Source organism: Delftia sp. JD2 (genome assembly GCF_001682645.1).
GTDB lineage: Bacteria > Pseudomonadota > Gammaproteobacteria > Burkholderiales > Burkholderiaceae_C > Comamonas > Comamonas acidovorans.
Genome location: NZ_LFJT01000005.1, coordinates 23,715 through 48,320 on the forward strand (window position 1 = coordinate 23,715; position 24,606 = coordinate 48,320).

20 protein-coding genes, 3 pseudogenes and 1 other annotated feature are annotated in these 24,606 nt (G+C 56.6%); of the genes and pseudogenes, 12 read left to right on the plus strand and 11 right to left on the minus strand.

Annotated features, from left to right (window positions below):
• Positions 1-4 precede the first annotated feature (4 nt).
• Positions 5-920: pseudogene (locus ACM14_RS04100) on the minus strand (IS3 family transposase); the annotation flags it as partial.
• Positions 819-929: a sequence feature (AL1L pseudoknot), on the minus strand. (Overlaps the previous pseudogene by 102 nt.)
• A 44-nt stretch (positions 930-973) precedes the next feature.
• Complete coding sequence (locus ACM14_RS30430) at positions 974-1,318, minus strand: H-NS family nucleoid-associated regulatory protein (protein WP_084027301.1); 345 nt, start codon at positions 1,316-1,318, stop codon at positions 974-976.
• 372 nt (positions 1,319-1,690) lie between these two features.
• Here ACM14_RS30430 and ACM14_RS32000 point away from each other — a divergent pair, with 372 nt between their 5' ends.
• The gene (locus ACM14_RS32000; protein WP_175403238.1) at positions 1,691-1,867 is read left to right on the plus strand and encodes a hypothetical protein; all 177 of its coding nucleotides are present in this window, start codon (positions 1,691-1,693) and stop codon (positions 1,865-1,867) included.
• Positions 1,868-1,878: 11 nt separating this feature from the next.
• On the opposite strand, the pseudogene ACM14_RS31360 reads toward ACM14_RS32000, so the two are convergent.
• Positions 1,879-2,052, minus strand: a pseudogene (locus tag ACM14_RS31360) (IS3 family transposase); the annotation flags it as partial.
• 103 nt (positions 2,053-2,155) lie between these two features.
• Here ACM14_RS31360 and ACM14_RS04110 point away from each other — a divergent pair.
• The 5 genes from ACM14_RS04110 to ACM14_RS04130 all read left to right on the plus strand — a co-directional run bounded on the left by ACM14_RS04110 (position 2,156) and on the right by ACM14_RS04130 (position 9,372).
• Positions 2,156-2,788, plus strand: coding sequence for an HAD domain-containing protein (locus tag ACM14_RS04110; protein ID WP_254661995.1), 633 nt, complete (start codon positions 2,156-2,158; stop codon positions 2,786-2,788).
• 531 nt (positions 2,789-3,319) lie between these two features.
• Entirely contained in the window at positions 3,320-4,408 is a 1,089-nt protein-coding gene (locus ACM14_RS30435; protein ID WP_175403239.1) for an AAA family ATPase, read from the plus strand.
• Positions 4,405-5,178 carry an HNH endonuclease gene (locus ACM14_RS04120; RefSeq protein ID WP_065345419.1) on the plus strand — a complete coding sequence of 258 codons (774 nt, stop codon included), beginning with the start codon at positions 4,405-4,407 and terminating at the stop codon, positions 5,176-5,178. The genes ACM14_RS30435 and ACM14_RS04120 overlap by 4 nt, the downstream gene beginning before the upstream one ends.
• Before the next feature lie 238 nt (positions 5,179-5,416).
• Positions 5,417-7,189, plus strand: a complete 1,773-nt coding sequence (locus ACM14_RS04125) for a DUF262 domain-containing protein (RefSeq protein ID WP_065345488.1) — start codon at positions 5,417-5,419, stop codon at positions 7,187-7,189.
• Positions 7,186-9,372: a DUF262 domain-containing protein gene (locus ACM14_RS04130; protein ID WP_065345420.1), complete on the plus strand. Its 2,187-nt coding sequence runs from the start codon at positions 7,186-7,188 to the stop codon at positions 9,370-9,372. Before ACM14_RS04125 ends, ACM14_RS04130 begins: the two co-directional genes overlap by 4 nt.
• A 314-nt stretch (positions 9,373-9,686) precedes the next feature.
• Here ACM14_RS04130 and ACM14_RS30440 read toward each other — a convergent pair.
• Positions 9,687-9,967, minus strand: a pseudogene (locus ACM14_RS30440) (hypothetical protein); the annotation flags it as partial.
• Between the two features lie 722 nt (positions 9,968-10,689).
• Between ACM14_RS30440 and ACM14_RS04135 the strand changes: the two are divergent.
• From ACM14_RS04135 to ACM14_RS04150, 4 genes are read left to right on the plus strand one after another with little or no spacing between them, the layout of a single operon-like run.
• On the plus strand, positions 10,690-11,748 hold the full coding sequence (locus ACM14_RS04135; protein ID WP_139093368.1) for a hypothetical protein: 1,059 nt from the start codon (positions 10,690-10,692) through the stop codon (positions 11,746-11,748).
• Positions 11,745-12,272 carry a hypothetical protein gene (locus ACM14_RS04140; protein WP_065345422.1) on the plus strand — a complete coding sequence of 176 codons (528 nt, stop codon included), beginning with the start codon at positions 11,745-11,747 and terminating at the stop codon, positions 12,270-12,272. The genes ACM14_RS04135 and ACM14_RS04140 overlap by 4 nt, the downstream gene beginning before the upstream one ends.
• Positions 12,273-12,307: 35 nt before the next feature.
• On the plus strand, positions 12,308-12,733 hold the full coding sequence (locus ACM14_RS04145; RefSeq protein ID WP_065345423.1) for a hypothetical protein: 426 nt from the start codon (positions 12,308-12,310) through the stop codon (positions 12,731-12,733).
• An 11-nt stretch (positions 12,734-12,744) separates the two neighbouring features.
• Entirely contained in the window at positions 12,745-16,176 is a 3,432-nt protein-coding gene (locus ACM14_RS04150) for a DEAD/DEAH box helicase (protein ID WP_065345424.1), read from the plus strand.
• Between the two features lie 253 nt (positions 16,177-16,429).
• Here the strand turns inward: ACM14_RS04150 and ACM14_RS04155 are convergent, their stop codons facing one another.
• The 6 genes from ACM14_RS04155 to ACM14_RS04180 are packed head-to-tail and all read right to left on the minus strand — an operon-like array spanning position 16,430 to position 20,899.
• Positions 16,430-17,014: an ATP-binding protein gene (locus ACM14_RS04155; protein WP_084027303.1), complete on the minus strand. Its 585-nt coding sequence runs from the start codon at positions 17,012-17,014 to the stop codon at positions 16,430-16,432.
• A complete protein-coding gene (locus tag ACM14_RS04160; protein ID WP_065345426.1) occupies positions 17,011-17,478 on the minus strand; it encodes an ASCH domain-containing protein in 468 nt (155 codons plus the stop codon). Before ACM14_RS04160 ends, ACM14_RS04155 begins: the two co-directional genes overlap by 4 nt.
• Entirely contained in the window at positions 17,453-18,958 is a 1,506-nt protein-coding gene (locus tag ACM14_RS04165; RefSeq protein ID WP_217491954.1) for a GNAT family N-acetyltransferase, read from the minus strand. The genes ACM14_RS04160 and ACM14_RS04165 overlap by 26 nt, the downstream gene beginning before the upstream one ends.
• A gap of 9 nt (positions 18,959-18,967) precedes the next feature.
• On the minus strand, positions 18,968-19,465 hold the full coding sequence (locus tag ACM14_RS04170; RefSeq protein WP_139093370.1) for a GNAT family N-acetyltransferase: 498 nt from the start codon (positions 19,463-19,465) through the stop codon (positions 18,968-18,970).
• Between the two features lie 11 nt (positions 19,466-19,476).
• Positions 19,477-19,860 (minus strand): ASCH domain-containing protein, encoded by a 384-nt coding sequence (locus ACM14_RS04175; protein WP_065345429.1) that lies wholly within the window; start codon positions 19,858-19,860, stop codon positions 19,477-19,479.
• A complete protein-coding gene (locus ACM14_RS04180; RefSeq protein ID WP_065345489.1) occupies positions 19,838-20,899 on the minus strand; it encodes an acetyltransferase in 1,062 nt (353 codons plus the stop codon). The genes ACM14_RS04175 and ACM14_RS04180 overlap by 23 nt, the downstream gene beginning before the upstream one ends.
• A gap of 387 nt (positions 20,900-21,286) precedes the next feature.
• Between ACM14_RS04180 and ACM14_RS31370 the strand changes: the two genes are divergently transcribed.
• Positions 21,287-21,511, plus strand: coding sequence for a hypothetical protein (locus ACM14_RS31370; protein WP_139093371.1), 225 nt, complete (start codon positions 21,287-21,289; stop codon positions 21,509-21,511).
• Positions 21,498-22,733, plus strand: a complete 1,236-nt coding sequence (gene tcmP, locus ACM14_RS30445; RefSeq protein WP_084027304.1) for a three-Cys-motif partner protein TcmP — start codon at positions 21,498-21,500, stop codon at positions 22,731-22,733. The genes ACM14_RS31370 and tcmP overlap by 14 nt, the downstream gene beginning before the upstream one ends.
• Positions 22,734-22,760: 27 nt before the next feature.
• Here the strand turns inward: tcmP and ACM14_RS30450 are convergent, their stop codons facing one another.
• Positions 22,761-24,056 carry a three-Cys-motif partner protein TcmP gene (locus ACM14_RS30450; RefSeq protein ID WP_084027305.1) on the minus strand — a complete coding sequence of 432 codons (1,296 nt, stop codon included), beginning with the start codon at positions 24,054-24,056 and terminating at the stop codon, positions 22,761-22,763.
• Between the last annotated feature and the right edge of the window lie 550 nt (positions 24,057-24,606).

Genomic DNA, 24,606 nt, shown 5'->3' on the forward strand with positions numbered 1-24,606 from the left:
TAAGTCAGACGGTCACGGCCTTATCAGCGCGTTGTCGATGGTAGTTGGCTTCGAACTCGGCAGGCGGGACGTGGCCCAGCGGCCCCATCAGCCGATGATGATTGAACCAAGCCACCCATTCCAGCGTCGCCAGTTCCACCGCCTGTTTGGCCTTCCACGGCCCGCGCCGATGAATGACCTCGGCCTTGTAGAGCCCGTTAATGGCCTCGGCCAACGCGTTATCATAGCTTTCGCCCTTGGAGCCCACTGAGGGCTCGATCCGGCCTCGGCCAAGCGTTCGCTGTAGCGGATGGACACTTATTGCGAACCCTGTCAGAGTGGTCGTCAGACGGTTTGCGGTCGTACAGCGCCTGCTCCAGCTCGTCGAGCACGAACTCGGTGTGCATCGAGCTGCTCTGCCGCCAGCCCACAACGCGCCGGCTGAACACGTCCACCACGAATGCCACGTAGACCCATCCCTGCCAGGTCGAGACATAGGTGAAGTCCGAGACATAGAGCTGGTTGGGCCGCTCGGCACGGAACTGCCGATTGACCTGGTCCAGCGGGCATGGCGCCTTGGAATCAGGAAAGGTGGTCCGCACCGCCTTGCCGCGGCGCACGCCCTGCAGCCCGAATTGGCGCATCAGGCGCTCGACGGTGCAACGTGCCACCGCAACACCTTCGCGGTTGAGCTGGCGCCAGACCTTCTCGACGCCATAGACTTGGTGGTTGGCCTGCCAGACGCGCTGCACCTGCGCCAGCAGCTGTGTATCGCGCTGGGCTCGCAACGAGCGCACGGCCGGGTTGCGCTGACACGCGGCATGGCGCCAGTATGCCGATGGGGCGATTCGCAAGACGCGGCAGATCGACTCTACCCCACACTGCTGGCGGTGCTGGTCGACGAATGCCTTCAGGACTTGATGCGGCGGTCGAGCTCCGCCTGATAGGTGGTGCTTGTCTACCGGACCAGGGGCAGTCCACGCCTCAAACACGCTCAGGCTCTGCTGCGGTCTGCCGCAGCAGCCATCTCTGCGAGGAATGGGCCTTCGTGTTGGGCGGGTTGAGCGATGAGAAAGTCGCTGCGGTCCTTGCCAACTATCCATGCAGGAGGCTTGCCCCGCCCTGTCCATGTAGCGCCTGTGGCAGCATTCCGGTACATGGCCACACTTTGCTTGTTGCTTTTTATGGGTAGCAACGGGAAGACTTGTTGAGAGGTGAGTCCAAACTCGGTAACGAGCTCTTGCACGCGGCGTAGCGCGGTAGTCGCTTCAGCTTTCTTTGCCTTGACGATTTCTGCTTCCAGAGCAGCTTTTGTGGCCAGTAGTTCGGTCAAATTCATAGTTGTGCCTAGTCGGTGGACGACCGCCCCCATGTGGTGTGCCGACAATTATCGGACCTACTTGGAGCGGACTGAGCTGTTCAGCGGGCAGGAAGGCTCAGGTAGGCGTGGGTGTTGTATCTCAGTGAACAGACACGCTTGCAGCCCACAAATTCATCCGTCTGGGGCTGCAAGGGCAGTAGCGATCTCCAGTTCACGCGCTTCATCGATGGTCAAGCGCGGCGCGCGTCGCACAGAATCCTTCTCTGCCGCATGAGGGAACATCGCACCTAGGCAGTGATTGATGACTGACTTCGGTGCCCCTGCTGAGTGCACTTCGTCATCATCTTTCTGGTGGCCGTGGACGCAAGCTTCCGATGCCCAGCGGCTGACATGAATATCTACTTCGCCTTTGCCGTGTTCGGCAAGCCCATTCGCTACGTGGTCCAAGCAGTGCTGCCCGCCATGGTGGCAATCTTCATAGGTACAGTGCTGATTGCGATGGTACCGGCGTTGTCCACAGCTTTGCCAGTCTGGTTGATGGCATCAGCAGGGCGTCTTGTGCCATGACGGCATAGGCATGTGCGCTGGCGGTTTACCAAGGCACACGCACGTCGGTAGCCATGGCTGGGAAAGTCCGCAATCTCCTGGCGCAATTCGGCGAGCAGCCCGGCGTCATCGCTGGGCGTGTGACAGCTGCGACCATCGGCCCAGTCTTTAACGCGCCCAAGCAGGCCGCGCACATGTGAGTGAGCTGAGGCAAAGTTCTGAGCGCGCCAGGAAGGAAGGTTTGCGACCGATTGGAGCCAAATCGAGTGGACATGCCTTTCTCAGGCATTCCTCTTAGACATCGCTTGGATGCTCAACGACAAAGACTCCATCCTGCCTGAAAATACCCGCATGACCAGCACGTCCGCAGGCCTCTCAACCCCCTACATCCCTGCGTCTTCGCCTCGCAGCGCTGACGTGGTTTTGTATCTTGACCTTGACGGCGTAGTTCACCATGAAGCTGTGCTTTGGCATCCACGGTTTGGCATCTACATGAGCCCATACCAAGCCGCCGGGCACTCCTTGTTCGAGTGGCTCCCCCTTTTGCAAGAAGAACTCGCCCCCTACCCGCAAGTCGCCCTTGTGCTCAGCAGTACCTGGTGCATCCGCCCTGGTTATGTAAAGACGCTGCAACGGTTGCCGGAGCAAATGCGTAAACGTTTCATCGGCGGCACTTTTCACAGGCGTGTCCATGGGGCGAACCCCTGGCTCCTGGCGAGCTTTCAAAACACTTCGCGTGGCCAGCAGATCCTGGCAGACGTGACACGCAGAAAGCCCAGGCAATGGCTGGCCTTGGACGACGACATTGAGGACTGGCCTACCACCATCCTAGACCGCCTGGTGGCGTGTGATGGCAGGAAAGGACTTTCCGATCCGCAGACGCGCCAGACGCTTCGCCAAATGCTACAGAAATGTCATAACGCATTAGTAAGCGACCGGTAAATAGTACCTGACACATCTTCAGATGTATTGACCCAGCAAAAACCTGCTCAGGACAAGCCGCTGATGGAAACACCTCAGCGGAGGCTCTCATGTTCAGAGCCTAATGTGGGCACCAGTCGTTGTAGAAGCGGACGGCAGACCTCCTAGTCAATCGGCGGCGGTAGATCCGGTCAGTTGAAAGGCGGCTGCGCTGACCGCTTAAGATATCAAAGATAACCACAGTCAGGGAGGCCTATGACACTCGTTCGTTCCTTCGCGCTTCCGTTTCATCCGGATCAGAGCATTAGACTGAATGGGACCAGTCCAAAGAACCGAGTATCCGTGCTTTTGGGCGTCAATGGGACTCAGAAGAGCTCGGTGCTGCGCGGTCTACTCGAGGATGCGCTCGACAGAGCCCCGGACGACAAGCGCCGGTCTGGTCTACCAACATGCGCCACGGGATGGACCACGGCCCCTCCGGACCGAGTGGTGGCTGTATCGTCGTCAGCGATAGATCGGTTTCCTGCGCGCGCGAACTTTGGCGAGACACGCATGCTGACCAGATATGACATTGCACAATATGCGTACGTGGGGCCTCGGACAGGCAGGAACCTCGTCAGCCGAACTCAGAGTGTTCAGACCTTGTTGGCTGAGGTGCTGCAACTCGACTCGGTTCCGGATTCAGTCTCAGCTTTCATTTCAGAACTCTCTGAGAAGACCACGGTCCCGTACAAGCTGAGCGTGCAGTTGGTGCGCCGCCCGACAGCAGCGCCCAATAGGCGCCATAACACCGTCCCCACACTTGACGCGTTTTTGAGCGATGCCTCTTCCCCTCCAGGAGTAAGTAAGCATCCTCGTTTCCACGATCAAATCCATCGAGCGCTCAGTGACAACGCATTGTTTCGTGAGGCAGAACAGCTATACCTATTCACAAAAGAACTGCCAGGGGGGCGGATGCAAGTCAACTTGGACCTCAGTGCGGCTCATCCAGCAGCCGGAGCACAGTTCTCTCCCCGCGCCATTCACTTTGGACTCATCGCCGGGTTTCTGCGTCTCGAGAACCTCTTGCTCGTCGACAGTCACGGCGAGGAGCGAAACACTGAGGCATATAGCGCGGGCCAATGGGGATTGTTCTCTTCGCTTGCGACTGCCGCGTTTGCCGCGCGGGACCACTCGTTGTTCCTAGTTGATGAGCCTGAGAACGCTCTGCATCCGGCCTGGCAGCGGGAATATATCTCGGACTTCCTGAAAGGCATATCTCACTGCGAAGGCTGCCATTTATTCCTAGCAACCCATTCACCCCTGCTTGTCAGCAGCCTGGGAGCGAAGGACGCGGACTTGATCGGCCTGCGCCTTATCGATGGTCGAGCGGTGGAAGTGGGGCTTATGGACGTGCCTGTTGGGTGGCAGGCGACGGATGTGCTCGAGGATGTGTTCGGATTGCCCAGCACACGAGCGACTGCCGTCGTTGAAGAAATAGAGTCGGCAATGGCCTTGATCTCAGACGGAGCCTCAAGGAATGCAACTGCGCTCAAAAAGATCGCAAAGCGCTTGATTCCGCTCCTAGAGACATTGCCGGAGGACGATGTCGCTCGCCAGGTGATCGCGTCCATCTGCCGTATCAGTGGGGTAAAGCCTTGAGTGCGCCAGGGTACGAAAAGCTTGCGATCTGCTCCTGGAGTGCTACTGACCAGACAACGGTTGCCAAATACACAAAGAAGAAGAAGGCGACGGACTGGGTCAAGCCGACCCTCAGCGATCTGCGGACACGCCTCAGAGCCGAATTGATCAAGCACCAAGGCAGCGCCTGCGCTTATTGTCGAAGGAAGATTTCAGAAGAGCTTGGGCTCCATGACCTGGATCACGTTCTGCCGAAGGGAATTGCCCTTTACGCGCGATTCACCTACGAGCGGATGAACTTGGTGGCGAGTTGCAAGCGATGCAATCGGAACAAGCTGGACATTGACGTGCTGAAAAACGGACCTCTCGCGGCCGGCGCTTCGTATCCGCTCGAGCCTGACGATTACCTCTGGGTGCATCCCTATGTTCATCGCTACTCTAGTCACATTCGCATTCGCGAAGGACTGCTCTTTGAAGCAAAAGGTACTGCGATTCAAAGAGCACGCGCTAACGCTGTGATCAAAGCTTGCGGCCTGAAGACATTGGCCGGGGTTGAGCACAGGCGGGCTGCAGAGACCGCCATTTATGCAACCGACGTGATAGACGCGATCACAACCACAATCGGAAACCATCGAAATCTGAAAGAGGAAGACATCGTTGCCATCCTACGCAGGGAGCGCACGGAGCTAAAGGCACTAACAGATGATAGCGTCCTTCGGATGGTTTCTGCATATCGGCAAACTAAATTTGCCGAGTTTGAGCGAGAGCTCAAGCGGCACAAACTGAAATGACTTCGCTACCATCGTCACAGGCAGTGCGATGAACTCCTCTGCCTTGGAAACCTAATAAATGCTAACGCCTCGAGCCACCTTGCATCAGCGATGAACGACGTCGACAGTGATGACGTGTGCCATGGCAATCTTGGCGACCAAGTGCGATGTTGACCATGCGACAAGTGGCAGAATCCTCGCGGAGAGGAGCATCGGCCGATCGGCAGCGTACCTCGCGGCGTACATTACTAGGGAATACATGAGCACTGATGATCTTCAATTGCGCTCGGTCAACGAGCTAATGACGGATTCGTTCTTCATTCCCGCTTATCAGCGAGGATACCGTTGGACCTCCAGGCAGGTGACAGAGCTGCTTGACGATGTCGCAGCTTTTACCCTGCGGCCAAAACCCGTCCAAGGGGACTTCTACTGCCTTCAGCCGATCGTAGTGACTCAGCGCGGCGACCATTGGGAGCTTATCGACGGGCAGCAGCGATTGACAACGATCTTCCTGATCCTTTCCTACTTTAACAACCGCCTTGTTGAGGATGAGCGTTCCGAGCTCTTCTCACTCAGCTACGAGACTCGGGCGAACAGTGCGGCCTACCTGAAATCCCTAAATGAGAAGGTGCGCGACGAAAACATCGACTTCTTCCACATTTGGCAGGCATACCAAACAATCCGCGAATGGTTCAAGAGTCGGATCAACCGTCTCAACTACATCCAGGGCGCCTTCCTAAACGAAGTTAAGGTCATCTGGTACGAGGTCGACCACTCGATCATACCCATCGACGTTTTTACGCGTCTCAACATGGGCAAGATCCCGCTGACAAACTCGGAGCTCGTGAAGGCGCTGTTTCTCAAGGGCAGCAACTTCGACGGCGATGGCTCACGAGCCAAGCAATTGCAGCAACTCAGGATCGCGCAGGACTGGGACGAAATTGAGCGACGCCTGCAGGAGCCTGGGTTCTGGTACTTCGTGACGAATCGTCAGCAGGAGGCGAACCGCATCGAGCTCGTTCTGCAGCTCCGAGCCGAGGAACTTGGCCGCGCGGCCCCTCAATGGGACATCAACAGCATGTTCCTCACATTCAATGCGCACTTGGCCGGGGAGGACGTCGATGTCCCCAGAGATTGGGATGCGGTGAAGAGAATTTTTTTGCAGCTCGACGAGTGGTACAGGGATCGCTTCCTGTATCACGTTGTCGGCTACCTTCTCACCCAGGACGTGAAGATCGCACAGATCCGCAACCTGGCCCGGAAGTCGGACTCGAAGACTGCATTCAGGTCAGCGCTCATCGGGGAGGTATTAAGAATTTCCCTAGGCACGTCCATGCCGGAAATGGAAATTACCAGCTTTGTCAAGGAGCGCGTCGCCGCGCTTGACTACGATTCGCATGGGCAATCCATTCGTCGTCTGCTTCTCCTCTTCAACATCGCTGCGCTTTTGGAACTGGGGGATAGTGGGCCGTGGTTCCCTTTCGATCACTTCAAGAGAGATCAGTGGGATCTCGAGCACATTCGATCGGTCAAATCGGACATGCCACAGCGCGTCGACGCGCAAAAGGCATGGCTTGGGCAAGCTATCGAATACTTCTCCGAGCCAGAAGTGGTAGCGGGCAGCTTGACCAGCTCATCAAACCAGGCGCTGCGCGAGCGCTTGCGCTCACTTCTCAAGCTAGAGCCCTTCGACTCCTTGGCGTTCGAGGCTGCTTTTAACGACGTGATTGATCGATACGACCCGGGGTCTGATGTCGAAACCGATAACAGCGTGGGCAACCTAACGTTGCTGGATGCATGCACCAACCGAAGCTATGGGAATGCCATCTTTCCGATGAAGAGACGTCGCGTCATTGCACTAGATAAGGCAGGGCGCTTTGTTCCCCCATGCACTAAGAATGTCTTCCTGAAATACTACAGCAGCAAGGTCGACGAAATGCTCGTGTGGACGGCCACTGATGCCAAGGAGCATCAAGACGCACTCGTCACTACTCTGGTCAGGTTCTTCAAAAAACACGGAGCAGCGATATGAGTCATGCCCGCCAACACTCGTTCGCTAGCCTCTTCTCGGCCGTCGATACGGTCGAGATCCCCATTATCCAGCGTGACTACGCCCAAGGTCGCAAGCAGTCCGCTGATGTCCTCGACGCATTCCTGGTGTCGCTGCGTGGCACTTTACAAGGCGAGCCCGGGCAAGCTCTGGATCTTGACTTCATCTATGGGACCTTCGGGGACGATAGAGGCAAGATTTTTTCTCTGCTCGACGGACAGCAGCGGCTCACAACCCTCTTTCTGTTGCACTGGTATATCGCGATGTGCGAAGGACAACTGCAGGACTTCAGGGAGCGGTGGACTCAGCGTGGGCGCTCGAGGTTCACCTATGCAACACGACCAAGCTCACTGGAGTTTTTCGACGCATTAGCAAATGCGGTGCTCGAACCGCCGGCCGACGGCAGCGGGTGGAGCGGCAAGCTGTCTGCAGTCCTGATCGACAGCAATTGGTTCTTCTTGTCCTGGCGCAGCGACCCCACAGTTAAAGCGTGCATGGCCACGCTCGACACGATTGCCAGGGTGTTTGGCATCACCAGTGGCCTTTACCAACGCCTTATCGATGAGGAGCGGCCACCGATCACGTTCCACTTCCTCGACCTAGAGCGCTTTGGCCTGACGGACGACCTGTACATCAAGATGAACGCCCGCGGCAAGCCGCTGACGCCGTTTGAGAACTTCAAGGCGTGGCTGGTCGGGCGAGTGGCCAATGAGCCGTGGGCCAAGGGTTTCGACTTGGCACTGGACCAGAAGTGGATGGACCTTTTCTGGCGGCTGGCACCGAAACAGAACATCGCAGCGGTGGCATCGGTTGTCGACGACCTCTATCTGCGATTCATGTACGTCATGGTGTTCTTTAATGCCTGCATCCGGCTAGAACGCGGCTACTCGGCCCCCAGGGCAGCGGTCGATTGGCTTCACAAGCTGCGCCAAGCACGCGGATACATCCCCCTTCGCGAACTAGAGGCACAGGGCGCATTCGCCGCTCCAGCGGTCCAGATCGCTTCGATCGTTCTGGATCACTTCTCAGGGCCTGCTTCCCCTGCGGACATAAAGACACTTGAGCGAGCCCTGTCCCCTACAAGCGACTATGCGGATCTGGTTCGCCTATTCAGCGTCGTTGCTTGGGTAAGCAGTGATGCGGTAACGTCCAACAGTCCTGGCTTGGTGTCTGAGAGGTGCAGGTGGGATCGCGTGATGTCAAATCTCATCGCCAACCATCGCATCGATGACGTGTATACGGCAAACACCACTCTCAAGGGCGTACAAGCACTGGCCCAACATGCGGGCGATCTTTACGATGCACTCTCGAAGGCTACCGCAATCCCCGGATTCGGCCTGGACCAGGCGAAGGAGGAAATACGGAAGGCCGGCCTGATCGTCGAAGACCCGACGCGAGAGTCGCTCTTCACCGAAGCCGAGTTGCACCCGTACCTGCAAGGCAGGATCGGATTCTTGCTCGACTTTAGCTGCACTCCCGGAGCGTCCTTCGACCGCGATACATTTGTCCGCTACTCGCAACGCGCTCGAGCCGTGCTTGATGAAAGCATTCGCGCTTCAGCTGAACACCTGCTCGAACGAGCAATGTTGTCCATCGAGGACTACCTCATCGAACGTGCAGCCTCCAAGTTCTCCTTCTGCAGCACAGACGGGGGCACGTACCGCGAGAGATCCGAGAACTGGTTGAGGGTTGTCGGTCGGCCCGCCTTTAAGGTGCTGCTAGATGGCATAGATGGCGACGCGCGTGATTCGCTCTACGCGCTGATCAGTGCGGCGACTTGCACGGATTGGCGCCGGTACGTAATCGCCGAGCCTCGCCTCATCGACTATTGCAAGGAGCGTCTCATACACCGAGGTGCGTTGGATGAGATCTACTTGGTGTCGCGCAAGCGGCTGTCCGGGTATCACGCCGAACTGCGAAGCTACGCACTGTACTGTGCACTGCAGGCACGTCCGAGGGAAGTCTTGCCAGGCCTTGGCTGCCGCTATGAAGAGACATACGACGAGACCCAGCCGGGGCTGATCGTCCAAGTCGATGCACAGGACTTGCGCGTAACCTACCGCTCCAGCTCTTGGAGCTGTTCAGGTCCTTCGGGGCAAGTGCCCTTGCCCCCTCCACTTGTCGAATTCATGGAGTCGCAAGGCTTCACCGAGCTCAAGGCCTAGGGGGCGTTTCGGTGTCACTGCAGAGGCGGCAGTTACCGGATCTCCCAGTGTCTCTTTACCGGACCTCCGAGTGTGTACAGCGACTCGGTAGCGTAGAGACATCGGTGTCGGCGGCGGTCATTTGACGAATGAATCCCCTAGCGAAGCGCCTCGCAGCCAAGAATGGCTGCAGTGCTTCTCGGACCGGCCGTTCATCTGGCCGCGTGACGGATAGAGCAATGACAGAAATGCCAGCAGTGATGCTGCCTCCGTATTCCCGACCCCGCTCTATCCACAATAAAACGCCTAGTCAGGCCCCTACACCTGTTACCGACTGACTGAAGCCGGCGAGGCGCCTTGGGTAGCAACAGAGCGGCTTTTGTCATGACGCAATAGACGCGTCTGGCATTACCCCGCATCATCGCTGGGTGTGCGATGGCTGCAGCCACCGGCCCAGTCTTCGCCGCGTCCAATTAGGTCGTGCGCGTAGTCGATACGCCTTTCTGCCAAGCGACCAATAACACGATCATGCCTGGCTCGTAGGTTCGGTGCATCAGCGCAGCCTTCTCTGCGAGGACCAGCGCCTGCGGCGCTGGCCCCTCACGACTACCTCTATTTACTTCGCATGCCTAGTTATATGTACAGTCCTGTTCGTATCTTCAAAGATAAGCTATAGGACGGTGACGGAAAATCAGGAGGCAATCTCATCGCGCACGTTATTTTTATATTGATAATTTAGCATGTTAAAAATATCAAAATCAAAAATCCAATTACCCCATTTTGGATTTTTTCTCAACTTCTCACTTTCAGAAATTGCCAACCTTCTCTTTTTCTATAAAAGATATGAATTTGCTGCATCCTCAGGCCTCAAGCCCTTCAGAAAATAAACCCTTGCAATATATCCAGACTTATCAATTCTTCCATTGGGGATTTCTTGAAGAATTAATTTAAAAAAATGATCAATTATAAATTCAAAAAGCAATCCAGCTAGGGGCCGGCTCCTATCGGTCCTTGGCCAAGCTCCATGGCATCAACCCCAAGACTGAGGCCAAGTGGTGCGCGCGCACAATTGTAAAGATCTCAAGTAGCCAGCGCTGGCGCTTTACAGACCGTTGGCATAACTATGATGTCCCTACGTCAGCGCCATTGCCCGAGCTTCTGCGCCATGCACTGCAATTCTCTGCAGGGCATAAGAAAGTCACTGAGAAAGGACTTATGCTCAGCACCGATCGACTCTGCTCTGGCAGAATCGGTAGGAGTTACTCCCACACAGCGCGCGGATGGCGGGTCAAGAGAGCACCGGTCAGTTTGGTCGATTCAATGCATGAAAAACAAGACGTGATCCAGGTCAACGAAGCTGTAACTCTGCTACTGCCATTCCAGTGTCACACCCTCAGGCTGTCGCATCGGCTGCTGAAGAGTCTGGGCGGCGTATCCCGTTTCATGTTGAGAGCTCTGGACGACGGCCTGACCTTGGGACAGGTGGCCGAGGTGACCGGTCTGCACGAGGCTGCACTGGGGCGCCAACTGGTATTCCTTTCCCAACACGGCTTCGTGGATGAGCCAGCCGAAGGGCGGGCTCCTGCCCTAGGCGAGCGCGGTCGACGCATGCTGGCGGTTGAGCGACTGCTGCATCACGACAGACATTCCATTTGGCTAGACGCTTTTACGCTCAGGCAGCAGGTGGTGTTCATGCTGGCGGGGCTGGAGCCAGCGGCACTACTTCCTGAGCCGCCCGCCGCGTGCCAGAGCCTCGCAGCGGTCATGCCCTGCAGGGCGCAACCGTACTGGCACTTCGATGAAATGAACCGCCTGCGCACACTGCTGGACGCGCAGGTGCTGACTGCCCTGCTAGCTACGTTCTGGCCCGGCGCGGACACCTTGATCCACGAGGAACTGGACAACTGGGACTATGAGTTGCTACGGGTGGTCGAGCCGCAGGTGCAATACCTGCCTTTGGCCTTCCCTGCTGGCGGTCTGCGCCTGTCTAGCGGCGGAAGCGGCCGGGACCCGGCGTGGCCGCTAGCCTCTCTGCCTGTGCTGGAACTGGAGACCCGATTCAGCTGCGACCAGGCACTGCCTTGGCCGGTTGAGGTACCCGAGGCACAGCACCACCTAATCGAATTGGTGAGCAACGGCCTGCTTGAGCATCGATGGAGTCCGGCCAGACTGCTGCCCGATGGTCGGGTCCTGACCCTGCCGGTACGCACTCAGGGCGCCGCGCCGGACCTGACGCCCGTGGCACTGCCTGCGGGCGTTGCCGCTTTCGTTAAGGCCAGACCGCATCGGCTGACCTGCAGCCTGGATGGAAGCGCCATTGCGGCCCGCTTGGCGCAGGCTCATCCTAATCAGGCTTTCTGCAGCGACGGGCGCAAACGCGAGGAGATGGCGGCATGAGAACGGTGCGGCTTTTCGCTGATACCTTCGACTGGAGCGAGCACACCACTGACCGCGCAAAACGCGCGATGGAGTCGGCGGCGCACGGGGTGGGACGCAAGGCCGCTGGGCCCGTGGTGGTGCTGGACGCACTGATCTCGGTGCTAGACGCGATCGGCGCCTATGCACGCCTCCGCCAATCCCGCGAGATCACCTGTCAGCTCGAAGCCGAGGGCGAGACGCTGAGGCGCCAGTTGGAAGAGCTGCTGCAACAGCACAAGCTGAAGTGCAAGGCTGCAGATGCCCGGGTACAGGCCAACCTGAAGGAAATGCGACTTCTTTTGGCGCAGCAGGCGCAAACACTTCAGTTCGACGCGGACGAGTTTGACGCGCTCTCGCGACATATCAAGAAGCTGGGCCAGTTGATCACGGCTCAGCGTCCGGACGCTCCGCCCAACTGCCAGCCATTGGTCAAGCTGGAGGACGCCTACTACCGGCTGGTGGACCTACAGCTGCACACCCTGATGGAATCCGTTGGCGGCTGAGGCCGTCTCAACATGTGAAGGAAAAAGGAGAGACCATGAAGTCACCCAAGAACCCTGGCAAGCCCGGCGGCAATGCCAGCGCCGCTAATTTTGGCAAGGCGCTGGATGCGCTGAAGGTGGGGGCGTCAACGATTGGCGACATTGCTGGAGTGTTTGCCGAGAAGGAGCGCACCCGGCGAGCGCTTGCAGAAGGTCACGCGCAAGTCCGTCGGGCAGAGGAAGACACAAGGCAGGTGGGGATGAAAACCTATGCGGAGATCGCCCAAATCGACGCTCAGGTACACGGACGTAAGCTGGATCACATCGAGACGATGCAACGCATGAGCGATGCCCACGCCGAAGAGATGGCGCGCCACAGGCAGCGCGAGCGCGTGCTGGACAAGCTGCTGGAGTCGCCCCACGGTGACCCGGAGCAGTTGGTGGACGGTCTGCGGGCCCTGCTTCCCGAAAACAGACGCTGAGGCGCATCGCGATGTGGCCAGTCATCCTTGTATCGTTGGGTGCGGCGGCACTGGCGTTTTACCTTGATAGCCAAACTGACTCGGAGGAGCGCTATCACGTTGAGCTGCGCCGTTCCAACGAAGATCTGCGTTCCCGCATCACCCGCGCGATGCAGGAGCAAGCCGCACCCCGCGACATAACGCGAATGGCACGCCAAATGTCCGGTGAATGCGCCGTTGCCATGGAAAGTTACCTGGCTCGGCTGAACAGCGTAGACGGGGAGTTCGCGGCCTTGCGCGCGCGGCTGCGCGAAGACCTGGCCGATGTGTCGATTAGCCCCTTTCGCCGCAATTCCCTGCAACTGCTGCAAGCCCGCCTGGACGACGCATGCAACCGGCTGGTGGCGTACCGCCTATACGGTAGCTGGTACCTCGAGCGACAGAAGCAACTACTGGATAGTGGCCGCTACGCGGATCTGCTGGACCTGGGAGTGCCCGGCTCGCGGTTGCCGGAGGACTGGTTTTACGATGGCAAGTTGGGGTTAATCGAGGTACCGGAGATCGGTGAGCGCAATCGCTATGGGCAGGTTCTGCAACTCCTGCAGGACAAGCACGGCGAACGCTACAGCGATGCCGTCCAGCGCGCGCTGCTGCTGCAGCATCCCGACCAGGACGCCATCCCTGTGCAGTTGCTGGCCAGCAAGAACCCACGCTACTTCAAAGCTTGCCTGCTGCGCGGTGCGCTGTACGTGGAACACATCCTGCCACGCCGCCCTTGCCTAGGAATCGTCACGCGTTCCATCGGCTCCGGTGCTCGTGGCGAGGGCTATGAAGTCCGCTGCTTCCCCAGTCTCTTCACAGTGAATGGTCAGTTGGTCCTCACAGGGGGCGTGCGCGCCTTTCTGCCCCTGTCCGAAAGTGCCTTCCCGGGCAAGCGCTATCACGCAGGTGAAAGACTGGAAGTCTTGCTGCACCACCACGGCCTGCTGCTGCAAGGGGCGGTGACACTGACCCAGCAACCCGAGTCACTGGACTTGGGCAGCAGCAGCACTGCACCGGTCTTCGTCGTGGCAAACGCCGCGCTGCATGACCTGGCACCGCTGCTGCGGGAGGCCGAGCGTTCGTCTTGGCAACTGCGCGGCTGCCAAGAGGTCGGCAGCGAACTAGTCGTCAGCCTGCAGCTAGGGCCTTGGCGCGTCGATGCGACCTTTGCGACCGATGAAGGCGTCCTGCGCGTTCAAGCCCTCAGCCCCGTGGGCATAGACACCGTGATGCTGGACACGCTGCCTTTTGCACTGCGGTTCATTGACGATCGCTTCAGCGGCCGCGTGTATGTCGATGCCCTGCGCTTCGGCGAGTTCAGGCAGTTCTGTCGGCAACAAGCCTTGTTTGGCGGTGACCAGGAGGTGCGCCGCGCGGCAGGCGAGTTTTTCGAGCGATGGAGCCGCGTCAATGACTATTTGCGGGACCGCAAGGGCTACGAAACCTTTGCGCTGGTGCCGAGGGCGGAGCCCGAAGACCGGTCGTGGGACTGCGCCTGCCAGGCAGGGCTGGTGCGGCGGCTGAAGAAGGAGGATGAGGAGGCCGGAAAAAAGCAGCGATCCATGCCACGCCTCTATATCGAGGAACTGCACACTGGCGCCGCTGGCGAGCGCTGGCTGCGTATTGGTGAGCTCAAGGGCATGCCCGAGGAGCTAGGCTCGGGCGTGGTCAGGCTGCCCCATGGGGGTATCCAGCGCACCGCGCCCGAACGCGGCCTGCGACCCATGGAGCCACCCCGCCTCAGGCTGCGCATCCCCGATGGGCGCGAACTAGCCAACCTGGAACGGCAAAGTGTGGCGCTGCAGGCCTTCATGGCCGGGCGGCTGGTCAATCCCACGCTGCAGCAGATCTTGCTGACGCCAGGCCGCTACGAGCCAGTTCCCGACCCCACCTGGGCCCGACGCGTACAGGCCGGCCTTTCCTGGCACAACTCTGCATGGCAAGCGTCGCAGGCAGCCCAAAGTGCCAAGCGCATCGTGGAGGCGGCCCTTGTCGAGTCCAACTTGTACCTGGTGCAAGGGCCGCCGGGCACAGGCAAGACCACCTGTATCGTGGAAATGCTGTATCAGATCTACGCGGCCAACCCGGAAACGCGCGTGCTGGTGGTGTCGCAGCAGAACACAGCAGTGGACAACGCCTTGGCGCGCTTCCTGCAGAGCCACCCGGCGCAGGCAGCAAACATCCTCCGCATTGGCAACGATGCCGAGAAAATTCAAACCGAATTGAAGCCCCGCATGGCCGATGCCGTGCTGAGCGACTATTTCATCGGCCGCCAGCAGGCCTACAGCCGCGCGGCCGCACTGGGGGAGGACCAGAAGGCGGCCTGGATACAGTTGTGGATGGAGCGCATTCACCAGCCGCGAGAAGGTCGCTCGCCCTACGACGAGGAGCTGGCCGAACTGCTGGTTGAAGGCCACCCGCTGGTTGGGGCAACCTGTGTGGGCCTTGCGTCGCGCCGGCATGGCTGTGACCGTATGGAATTCGACCTCTGCATCATTGACGAGGGAGGGCGGTCCACCGTGCCGGAGATGCTCATCCCGCTGCTGCGTTGCCGCAAGGCCATCATCATTGGAGACCACTTCCAGTTGCCGCCCAGCGTGGCCGGCGAACTGATGGAGGCCGAATCCCGCGAGATCCTGCCCTTTCTCGAGGACGCCTTCCTCAAGACCAGCTTCTTCGAGCGGCTCTACGAGGACTTGGCTGAAGGCTGCCGGGGGCGGCTCACAGAGCAGTTCCGCATGGTCGAGCCAATCGGCGACTTGGTATCGGACTTGTTCTATACGACGGCGGGGAAGCGTGGACTGTTCAACGGCAAGCGCCACGACCGCCGCGGCTTCCTTGACCCCGATCACCCACTGCGCTGGCACGATGTGCCGCAGGGCCGAGAAGAACTTGAAAATGGCAAGGGCCCCAGCCGGCAAAATGTCGGCGAGGCGCGGGCTATCCGCGACTTCGTCGCGGTCGCGGCAAGCGCATTGCGGACTCGGGAGGAAAATGCGTCGCGCAGGAAGACTGTGGCAGTCATCACACCCTATGGTGCGCAGAAGCGCCTGATCCGGCGATTGCTGGAAGAGAGCGCGAACGTTTCGGACGTGCTGGACATCGAGGTCGACACCGTGGACAGCTTTCAGGGCAGCGAGGCCGACATCGTGCTGTATTCGACGGTCCGCACCGCAGGCAGTATCCACTTCCTGTTGGACTGGCGGCGACTGAACGTGGCCTGCTCTCGTGCCCGGGAGAACTTGGTGTTCTTCGGCTGCTCTGAGTTCCTGCTGAAGCGCGAAACCCGCAGCGAGAGGCCTCTCTTCACGCTCATCCATGAACGTGCCACCCGGACTGCAGTGCCCCAAGCTTCAAAGCCTGAGCGTAGGGAGTGGGCTGGGACGCAGCGAAACTTTTCGCGCGGCGCGAAACGATCCTGAGACGGGGCGTTGGTCTCGGCTCATCACCTGGCGTAGTTGCCGGCGGGCAGCTCCGCACGGCCTACGGGACAGCCAGAGGACCGGTGCTGCTACGTGATCGATGCCGTTAAGCGGCTCATGCGATCACCACGGATGGTCCTTGCTATTGGTAGCGACTGGCCATGAAGCGCCGGCGCGGCGCAGCACGAGCTCCACCCCCATTACGCTCAACAGTTTGAGAATGCGATCAGCACTTACGCTCTGCGCGTTCCTCTCAAGATGGGACATTTTTTGCTGCGTCAGGCCCATGCGCTTGGCTACCTCGCATTGAGCTCTTCGAAAAGTAGTCCTGAGCGGCCTGGGCAAACGCCTGCTCAGTCGGAGCCCGAAGAATATTCAGTGGCAACCCGAGTTCTTTGCAGACCACTTCAGCGCGTGACCGCTCAGAGTCCATTGCCGCCTGCAGCGCATCAAGCGATTGCTCAATGCCGTCTCGACCGGCAATTTGCTGACGAATAATCTGCGGGTCATTCTCCAGCAGGATGACACCGCTCAGATTGAGAGACGCAAAGACATCTGTCTTGATCTCGGTTAACTCATCAGCACTATTGCGCAAGAGAAAATGTCCATCGAGCAGGATGGGCGTATTCGCCTTCGCATACCGTTGAATTGCCGCGATCAACGCAAGCTGGTTACCATCTATATCGGATACCAGCTTGTTTGCATTCCACTCGGGTAACGCCAGCTGCTCCTTGATCAACCTGCTCGCTGAGGCATGAGTGAATCCATGAGAACTGACAGCGTGCTGGCAGAGATAGGTCTTGCCCACACCGTGGACTCCGGCAACAAAGATGTTCATTTTTGGCTCTTAAAGGGAAACATCGACTGAAATATCGAGTGGTATTTGAGTGGGTCGAGGTACATGTATGACTGCGGGGGGGTGAACTCTTCAAATACCTCCTTCGGATCGAGTTGGATCTCAGCTACGTCGACCGACTTGATCATGATTCCGAACGTCTTGCGCTTACCGGCAAAGTAGTCGTCGAATTCTTCGCGAGTGACTCCGCCGCCAAACTGCTCGGCCAGCTGCCACAACTTGTCAGGAGGCTCTGTTCGCACCGTGTCGATATAAGCGACCCCCACAAGCCTTTGGACCGGCGCCGATGAGTAGAGAACAAGCACACCGATGTCTTCATCGGGCCAGGAACGTCTGAGTTCGATGCGCTTGGTGCCAGCCAGGATGAGGTCGGCATATTTCGGCTTGATGGACAGAAGCGCCGCCCTTCCGCCTGGACTATCAGATGATTCTGGAAAAAGACTCATCGTCTATCCTCGTGATTGATTGAATGGGACCATAGACAATTCGCTGATCAAGCAACGTCTGGTAGGAGATCGGCGTGTTGAAGTGCTGTATGTGCCTGAAGAGCATGACCTTGGTGGTCCGCTTGGCCATTTCCTCGATTTGCTCCTGCGAATAGACCGTCCGACGCCGTACCGCCTTGACGATCTCATCCACATCACACGAGGCAAGCACCCTTTCAACGACACCGAGCGAAGTGATGGCTTTGGTATCTCTGCTGCGATAAAACAAGATCACATCACCCGGCTGAACCAGATTGGAGGGTGCATGCGAGAGGTAGGCGAGCTTGATCGCATTGCCGAGGTGCGCCAACTGTCCTGAACAACCGGCCCCTCCATTACCTGGATAGTCCGGAAAAATGATGTCGTGGAATTGCGGCTGAATAGGAACGATGAATTTTTGAATGGCGTTGTCGCTGCGATAGTGTGGGAAAAATCGCCGCAGAAAATCCACCGGAGGCGCAAGCGATGCCGGTGGATTGATAGGATGCTCTTTCACGAAGGCCTGATCATCACCATAGGTACCTTGCTGCGCGAATCCGAAGCCGATAAGCAGATCAATCAGAGGTTGCTGAACCACTGGATTTGCGTGAATGAAGATGTTCTCGCACCGAGCACTGGTCGCATAGAGGAAGGCCGCTTTGAGCAACAGCTCACCAATTTTTCTACCGCGCACCTCGCTATCCACCTTGAATGTGCACAATTTGAGGGCTTTTCCGCGCAGACGAGTGCCAGCGTCGTTGATCACCTCATTTTTTTGGACATCGTAGATGCACAGCGCGGCCACCGACCCGCCTTTCGCCCGGTAAACCCAGGCACTGCGGCCTTCTCTTGCCTTCTCTCTGAACCAAGCGTCAAATTCGTAGCTCGCACGCAAGCTGTCAAAGAACGGGCCAGGCAACTGATCGGTGAACGTGTTGAGCTCGACGTCCTCGATATTCAGAAGCTTCGGTGCGGGCGTGACATGCAGGCGAGCAAGCAGATCCTCTGCTGTCTGTATCGTGTACACCCTGTCATCAAGGGCGCGCGCCCGGGCCTTCGCAAGCAGCTTCTGATCTTCGGTGACGAGTACGTGGGCCGCATCCCGCTCGATCGCATAGAGAATCTCATTGTCGCACTGATCGTTGACAGATGCCCCTGCCGGGGACCAAGGACAGGGAGCGGCGTCAGGTAAGCGGGTGTACTGCGTCAGTCTCTGCAGCGTCCTGTTGCGCCGTTCCTCATTCCGGTCGCGTTGGATGTCCTTCACCGAGGCCGGATGGTACAGGAGTTGGTGATGGCCGATACTTGCTAGCCTGACGAAATTCGCCAGATTGGGCGTGAGCACGGCCAGAGAATCGTGCAACGGGATCAGAATATTTGTGTCCAGCAAGAACCGCATTTTATAAATCTCCCCACTTCCATTTTTCTCCGCCGCAATCACCGTCCAAACCGATGACTTCATCGCATACCGCTAACGTCCCTCCGGGCCATCGGGCAGTAGCAACGTCCCGTTGAAGCTGTACTCCACACTGTTCGCACGGTACAGATCTGTGTACTCTGCACCGACCTGAAATCCAAAATACTCGAAGACTTTGTCGAATATCGGGAGTCGCTGATCGGCCACTGACAGCAATGGATGCTCAGTGCCCAGCTCTTCGAAGGCTTGCTTGAAAAGCCGCACGCCTACACCTGTTCCCTGAAACTCCGGCAGCACACGAAGGCAGCAGAGTTTTCGCTCCTCTGCGATCTTCAAGACGGCAAGGCCGGCCAGTCGCCCCTGTGAGGCGCGCAGGAGAATCTTGCGCTCCCCTGAAAGCAACCCAGGCTCGACTTTGCTCTCGTACCACTGGACGAAGCCGGGGTAGAGCCCGCTGACCGCAAGCAGGTGAGACTTAGCCAGTGCGCTGAGCGAAACGAAGCGTCCCGGATCCTGGACGGCCATGACACGGTCGATGACTGCAGATTTCATAGCGGGGGTAGCTACTCGAGAGCCCGAAGATACCGGTACGACTGGGGAGGCGTGATGTCGGGGCCGAGGGTGGCAAGCTCCATGGGCTCGTCGTACTTCGTAACCGTACCTACCGCAATCGCATAGGCGGTGTCCCGGTTTTGGTAATACTCATCGAAGAAGCGCTTGTTGATGCCCGCATGATCCTTGGTCTTCTCCCAGATGCGCGAAGGCTCATCCTTGTGGACCTCAACGATGGAAAATTCCCCCACAACCTTCCCGACTGGCTTAGTTGCGTAGATCACAACGGTCTCTACATCCAGCGAAGTGAAGCCGCACTTGCGAAACTCAAACCTCTTGGTACCATCCAATATCTTTTCCGCGAAAGCGGGCTTAATCGACAAGATAACTTTCATGCGCCTGTCCGAGTTCGAAGATGAGGTCGAACTGTTCCCTTGTTAGTTTGAAAAAGTCCCAGCGCTTGGTGCCAGCCGCCAAGCCGACCTCTTCGATAAGCCTCCGGCGGATCAGCCTTCGCCTGAAGGCAATGTTGTAGGTGAATTTGATCATGTTGTGATGCTTCTTCTTCGCATACAACTCGGTCAGCTTATCTTTGGGAAAGATACTGTATGGCCCCGCATACTTAAGGAACTCAGTCAGTGTTGCAAAGCTTTTTATCCGACGAACTTCTTCAACTACACCAATAGAAGTTGCAACAGATCGGTAGAGTGCTGGCCCTTTGCCGTCCGAAGTACGGTACATGACCAGAAGGTCTCCTCGCTTAAGCTTGCCCGTTGCGGGGACTCCAGAGACGTAGATCTTGTGGATGCTATTGGCGTGGGAGACATCGTCAAGGATGCTGAAGTCTTCAGTTTTGAGGATCGAATCTGGCAGGAATTTTGAGTGGTACTTGGGATAAATGGCCAGCAGCCCGATGGTCACATCATCGGCCTTGATGCGAGGGTAATCCAGCAGGATGTCGTCTTTCGCCTTGTGAAAACTTTTGAGCAGAACCATCTCTTGGCCGTTTGGACCGTCCTTCACGGCATGTGGCTCGAAGCCATACCGCGTATAGAGGTCAATGAGCCCTTGGTGCTTGGCAAAGACGGTCACGTAAGCATCATCGGCCTGAACTTCAAAGGCATGATCGAAGACCTTCTTAATGAATCGCTCACCCAGCTTAGTTCCGTGGGCGTCAATCTTCATCGTTCCGATCTTAAGGTGCACCCCAGCTTTCAGAGGCGGAACGGTGTCTGTCACCTTACCATGCTCAATTTTCACATAGAGAAACCCGACAAGGCCCTTCGTCTTGGTCTTGTACAGGTAGGCCGACTCTCCTGAATTGACTTTCTTCTGGAACCAAATTGGAAATTCCGAGTAGTCGGCCTTCAGCGAATCAAAGAACGGCTCAGCGAGACTAATCTCACTGAACGATGTGCGCACCAGATTTGTCATCCATCCCTCGAACATCAATTTCGTGTGTAGCCGTCAGCCACGCTTGCTCGTTAGCCCAGTTAGCGCAGCACAGCCGCACCGTATAGCCTCTTCTGTGGTCAGAGCGACAGGGTAGTGGCGTACCAAGCTTTTGTACAGAAAAAAAATAGCGGCGAGTTGGGATTTTTACGCCGTAGAGCAGTGCCAGCACCTCCAATCGTCGAGATAGATCTTCTTGGTCTGCCCCCAGCCCCGGCCGGCCCCTCGTTCGTAGACAAATCTCAACCTTGCGCCGAGGTCCGTTCAAACGCCCAGCACTCGGCTAGCAAAGCCGGATAACGAGGCTGGACACCAAAGCCAAAGTTCTTTAGCGTTGTGATCCACCATAGCATCTGGCAGACTCAAGACATGACTCGATCGTCCAAGCGTTCCATGAAGCCTCACGTGCGCGAAAATGTGGCTTCAGTCAATGAATTCCTGCGAACCGTCATCAATACCACGATTCGGCAAGTTGGCCGCACTGGCGGAGACGGCGTCATGTTCCCTGTCTTGTCGCAAGCGGAAGTCGCAGATTTGATGATGGCAGCGGTCATTGTGGAAGGCAATGGAAAGTTTATAAATGACTACAGCTGATGTATTGGACTCGCATGACGATCCAACAGGCGCGCTGAAAGCCGCTCATTCCGCCATCCCACCGAGCTACTGGGGCCGTGAACAGGCATGGATCAAGCACCAACTGCTGCAAAGTTATCTTGAGAAACTCCTGCTAATCGTTGGTATGGCGGCCAAGCGGCAGGGGAAAATAGAAATCTGCTACGTCGACTGCTTTTCTGGTCCTTGGGGAACTAGCCAGCTGGAGAGCACCTCCATCGCTGTGTCCTTACGGACAATGGCCAAGTGCCAACAAAAGCTTGCCCAGCTTGGCGTGAATGCCACCATGCGAGCCCTCTACATTGAACGCGACGACGAGGCTTTCTCCAACCTTCAAAACTACCTTGTCAATGAGACTCCTGCCGCCGTGAGCGCACAGTGCTTGCACGGGGACTTTGTGGATCTACGCGACCAGATCCTGAAATGGAGCGGACTAGAGGCATTCACTTTCTTTTTTATCGACCCAAAGGGATGGAAGTCGATTGGCATAAAAAAATTACAGCCATTGCTGCAACGACCACGGTCGGAGTTCTTGATCAACTTCATCTACGATTTCATCAATCGAACAGCCTCAATGACCGAGTGGCAGTCGGAAATCGCTGAATTTTTAGGTGCACCTATTGAAGCGGTGCAAGAACTCGATAATCATTCACCGCAAGAACGGGAAGAGAGACTACTTGGTCTTTATCGGAACAGCCTTAAGGAATCTTTGCCACCTCAGAAAACCCCTTACGTTGGTCGCACAGCTTATGTGCGCGTCCTTGACCCAAACCGTGAGAGGGCAAAATACCACCTAGTCTATCTTAGTAGCCATCCGAAAGGCACAATCGAATTCATGACCATTTCTCATGGAGTCGAAGCTATACAGCAGCGCGTGCGTGCCGACCGCAGAAAAGATGCACGAGAGCAGGCCAGTCGTATTAGAGATATGTTTGCGGACGAAATGCCGATGTTACCGCCCGGAGTAGTTGATGAAAAAATTGTAGATCAGTACTGGCTAGAAATTCTCAGAAAGCATCCAGTCGTAGTCAATGAAGCAATTTTCGCCGACATATTGGAAGCAACCAACTGGATGCCTCAAGATCTACAGGCGTCTCTACTGCGATTGATAAAGGCCAGAAAGATTAAAAATCTAGATGCTCCGCACCCCAGAAGCAGTAGACCATTGCATCCAGAGAAATCAGAGAGGCTTGTGTTACTATAGATTTCTTCATCCTCAATCTCCTGTTCTTTAAGGAAGATAAATTAAAGAACGCTGCTTTGGAGCTGACAGTGCGTCGTCTGACTGCAAGGAACTGCCCTTCATTCGTCGGCCACCATCTCTAGTATTTACAATAATATCTCCACTGCGAATAGCCTCATCTAGCGAGAGCTTCAGCATTTTTTCTGTGGCAGGAGTATTACTGCCCACATCATGCGCAAGTTGACGAAATGTGACGGACTGATCGCCCTTGCCGAACACCCACGGTACAAGCTTACGCTCCAGCCCAGAAGTGCATTTCTGCGCAGCGATGTTGTCGAAATGGAACTCTTCGCCAAACACAAGTGCGTCTTGTCCTGTGACTTCCTTGTCCTTGCTTGCAGAGTAGCCGAGCGTAAAGATATCAGGCTCCAAGTAGTGCGAGAACTGGTTGGATTTTGTCCAATGTATCTCCATCATGACGTCACGCGCCTTATAGTTGTTTGACAGATGTACGAGCCAGTACGTCCAAGGTGTGCTGCCTAGTGGTGTCACATAAAAAATAGTGGAGTGCTGGGCACCGCTGGTTCGGATCAGTGCATTAGCCAAGTTTCGCTGAATGGCTGCCCGCCAGGCAGGCCCACTAGTGCCTCGCAGGGATTCGAGTGCCTCCCAATCGATGTATTCAGCAAAACCCATTTTTGCCATCTTCTCTCGGCTCTGGTGATTGTCCGCAAGAAATGAAACTAGGCTATCGACTGCGAAAGTCAGAATTACTTCTGCTCCCTCGATAGTGCTGAATATCTCCTTCAGCAAGGCACCTGAAACTTGGTCCCATGAGTATTGATCAAGCAGAAAAATTGACCGATGTTTACGGGACCTACGCTTAATATCATCCCGGATACCGGAGAAATTCTTCTGGAAACTTCCCAGCAAAGGTACAACGTCTTGTCCTATGCGATGCGCTCCATACCGAGTAGTCAAAAGAGCATTAAGATACTCGAAACTTGAGCGAATCTTTTCCACGAAGTAATAGCGGACATCCAAAGTACGGGGTTTTTCACGGCCAACGTTCAAAAGCACCTCTTGCTCGGTCAAGGCGTCGATCACTATTTGTGGTGACCCAGGCACGAACTCGCCATTTTTCTCATCACGATACTCACCACCACCCGCAAACCCATCCACTATAGATAAGACAAGCCTGTCAATAACGTAATTACTCATCAGCACCTGGACATAACGACTCAAGTACTCTCGGACGATTTCGTGCTTTACAACGCTATGCGGGTCCAGGGGAGGCGGCGAAGAACCGACTACCCAAACATACTTATCAGAGCGTTTGACCATTCTTGGCTATCAATGTGCGGGGGTCATGCATGATAGCGTGGACCATGAGCGCAGTTGAGCACACATCGGACGTGCATCTCAGCAGTACATCAGCAACGGTGACTTATTATTTTATATATTTGCATATAATTATATAATAATATTTTCGACAAACATTTGCATGCTTACCATTTCAGGTTATTTTGGCTAAAAGAAGCTTCATTGGTAGACGCATGACTCGGCGTGACGAGACTCCGGCAAGGCAATAGAACTGCCCGACACCGACGGGACACCTAAAGGTGGCTTGGAAGAGCAACATCTACAAGCACCAGCACATGATAGAGAACAACACACCTTGGCGAACAGACCGATGATGGCCTGATCCCACGCATCGCCCGCTCAACTTGCCGCACAAAACCAGGACTAGCGCTCAGCCCTTTGGGGTGCGACGCATATGGATAGACCGCGCCGGCTGCCTTGAAGCTCCATTTTCCAGTGCGTAGCGCTTCAACTTTCATAGCTTGAAGGCGCCATGCCGTGAACAGCGCAAAGGCCCCGCTTGGCGCCGCTT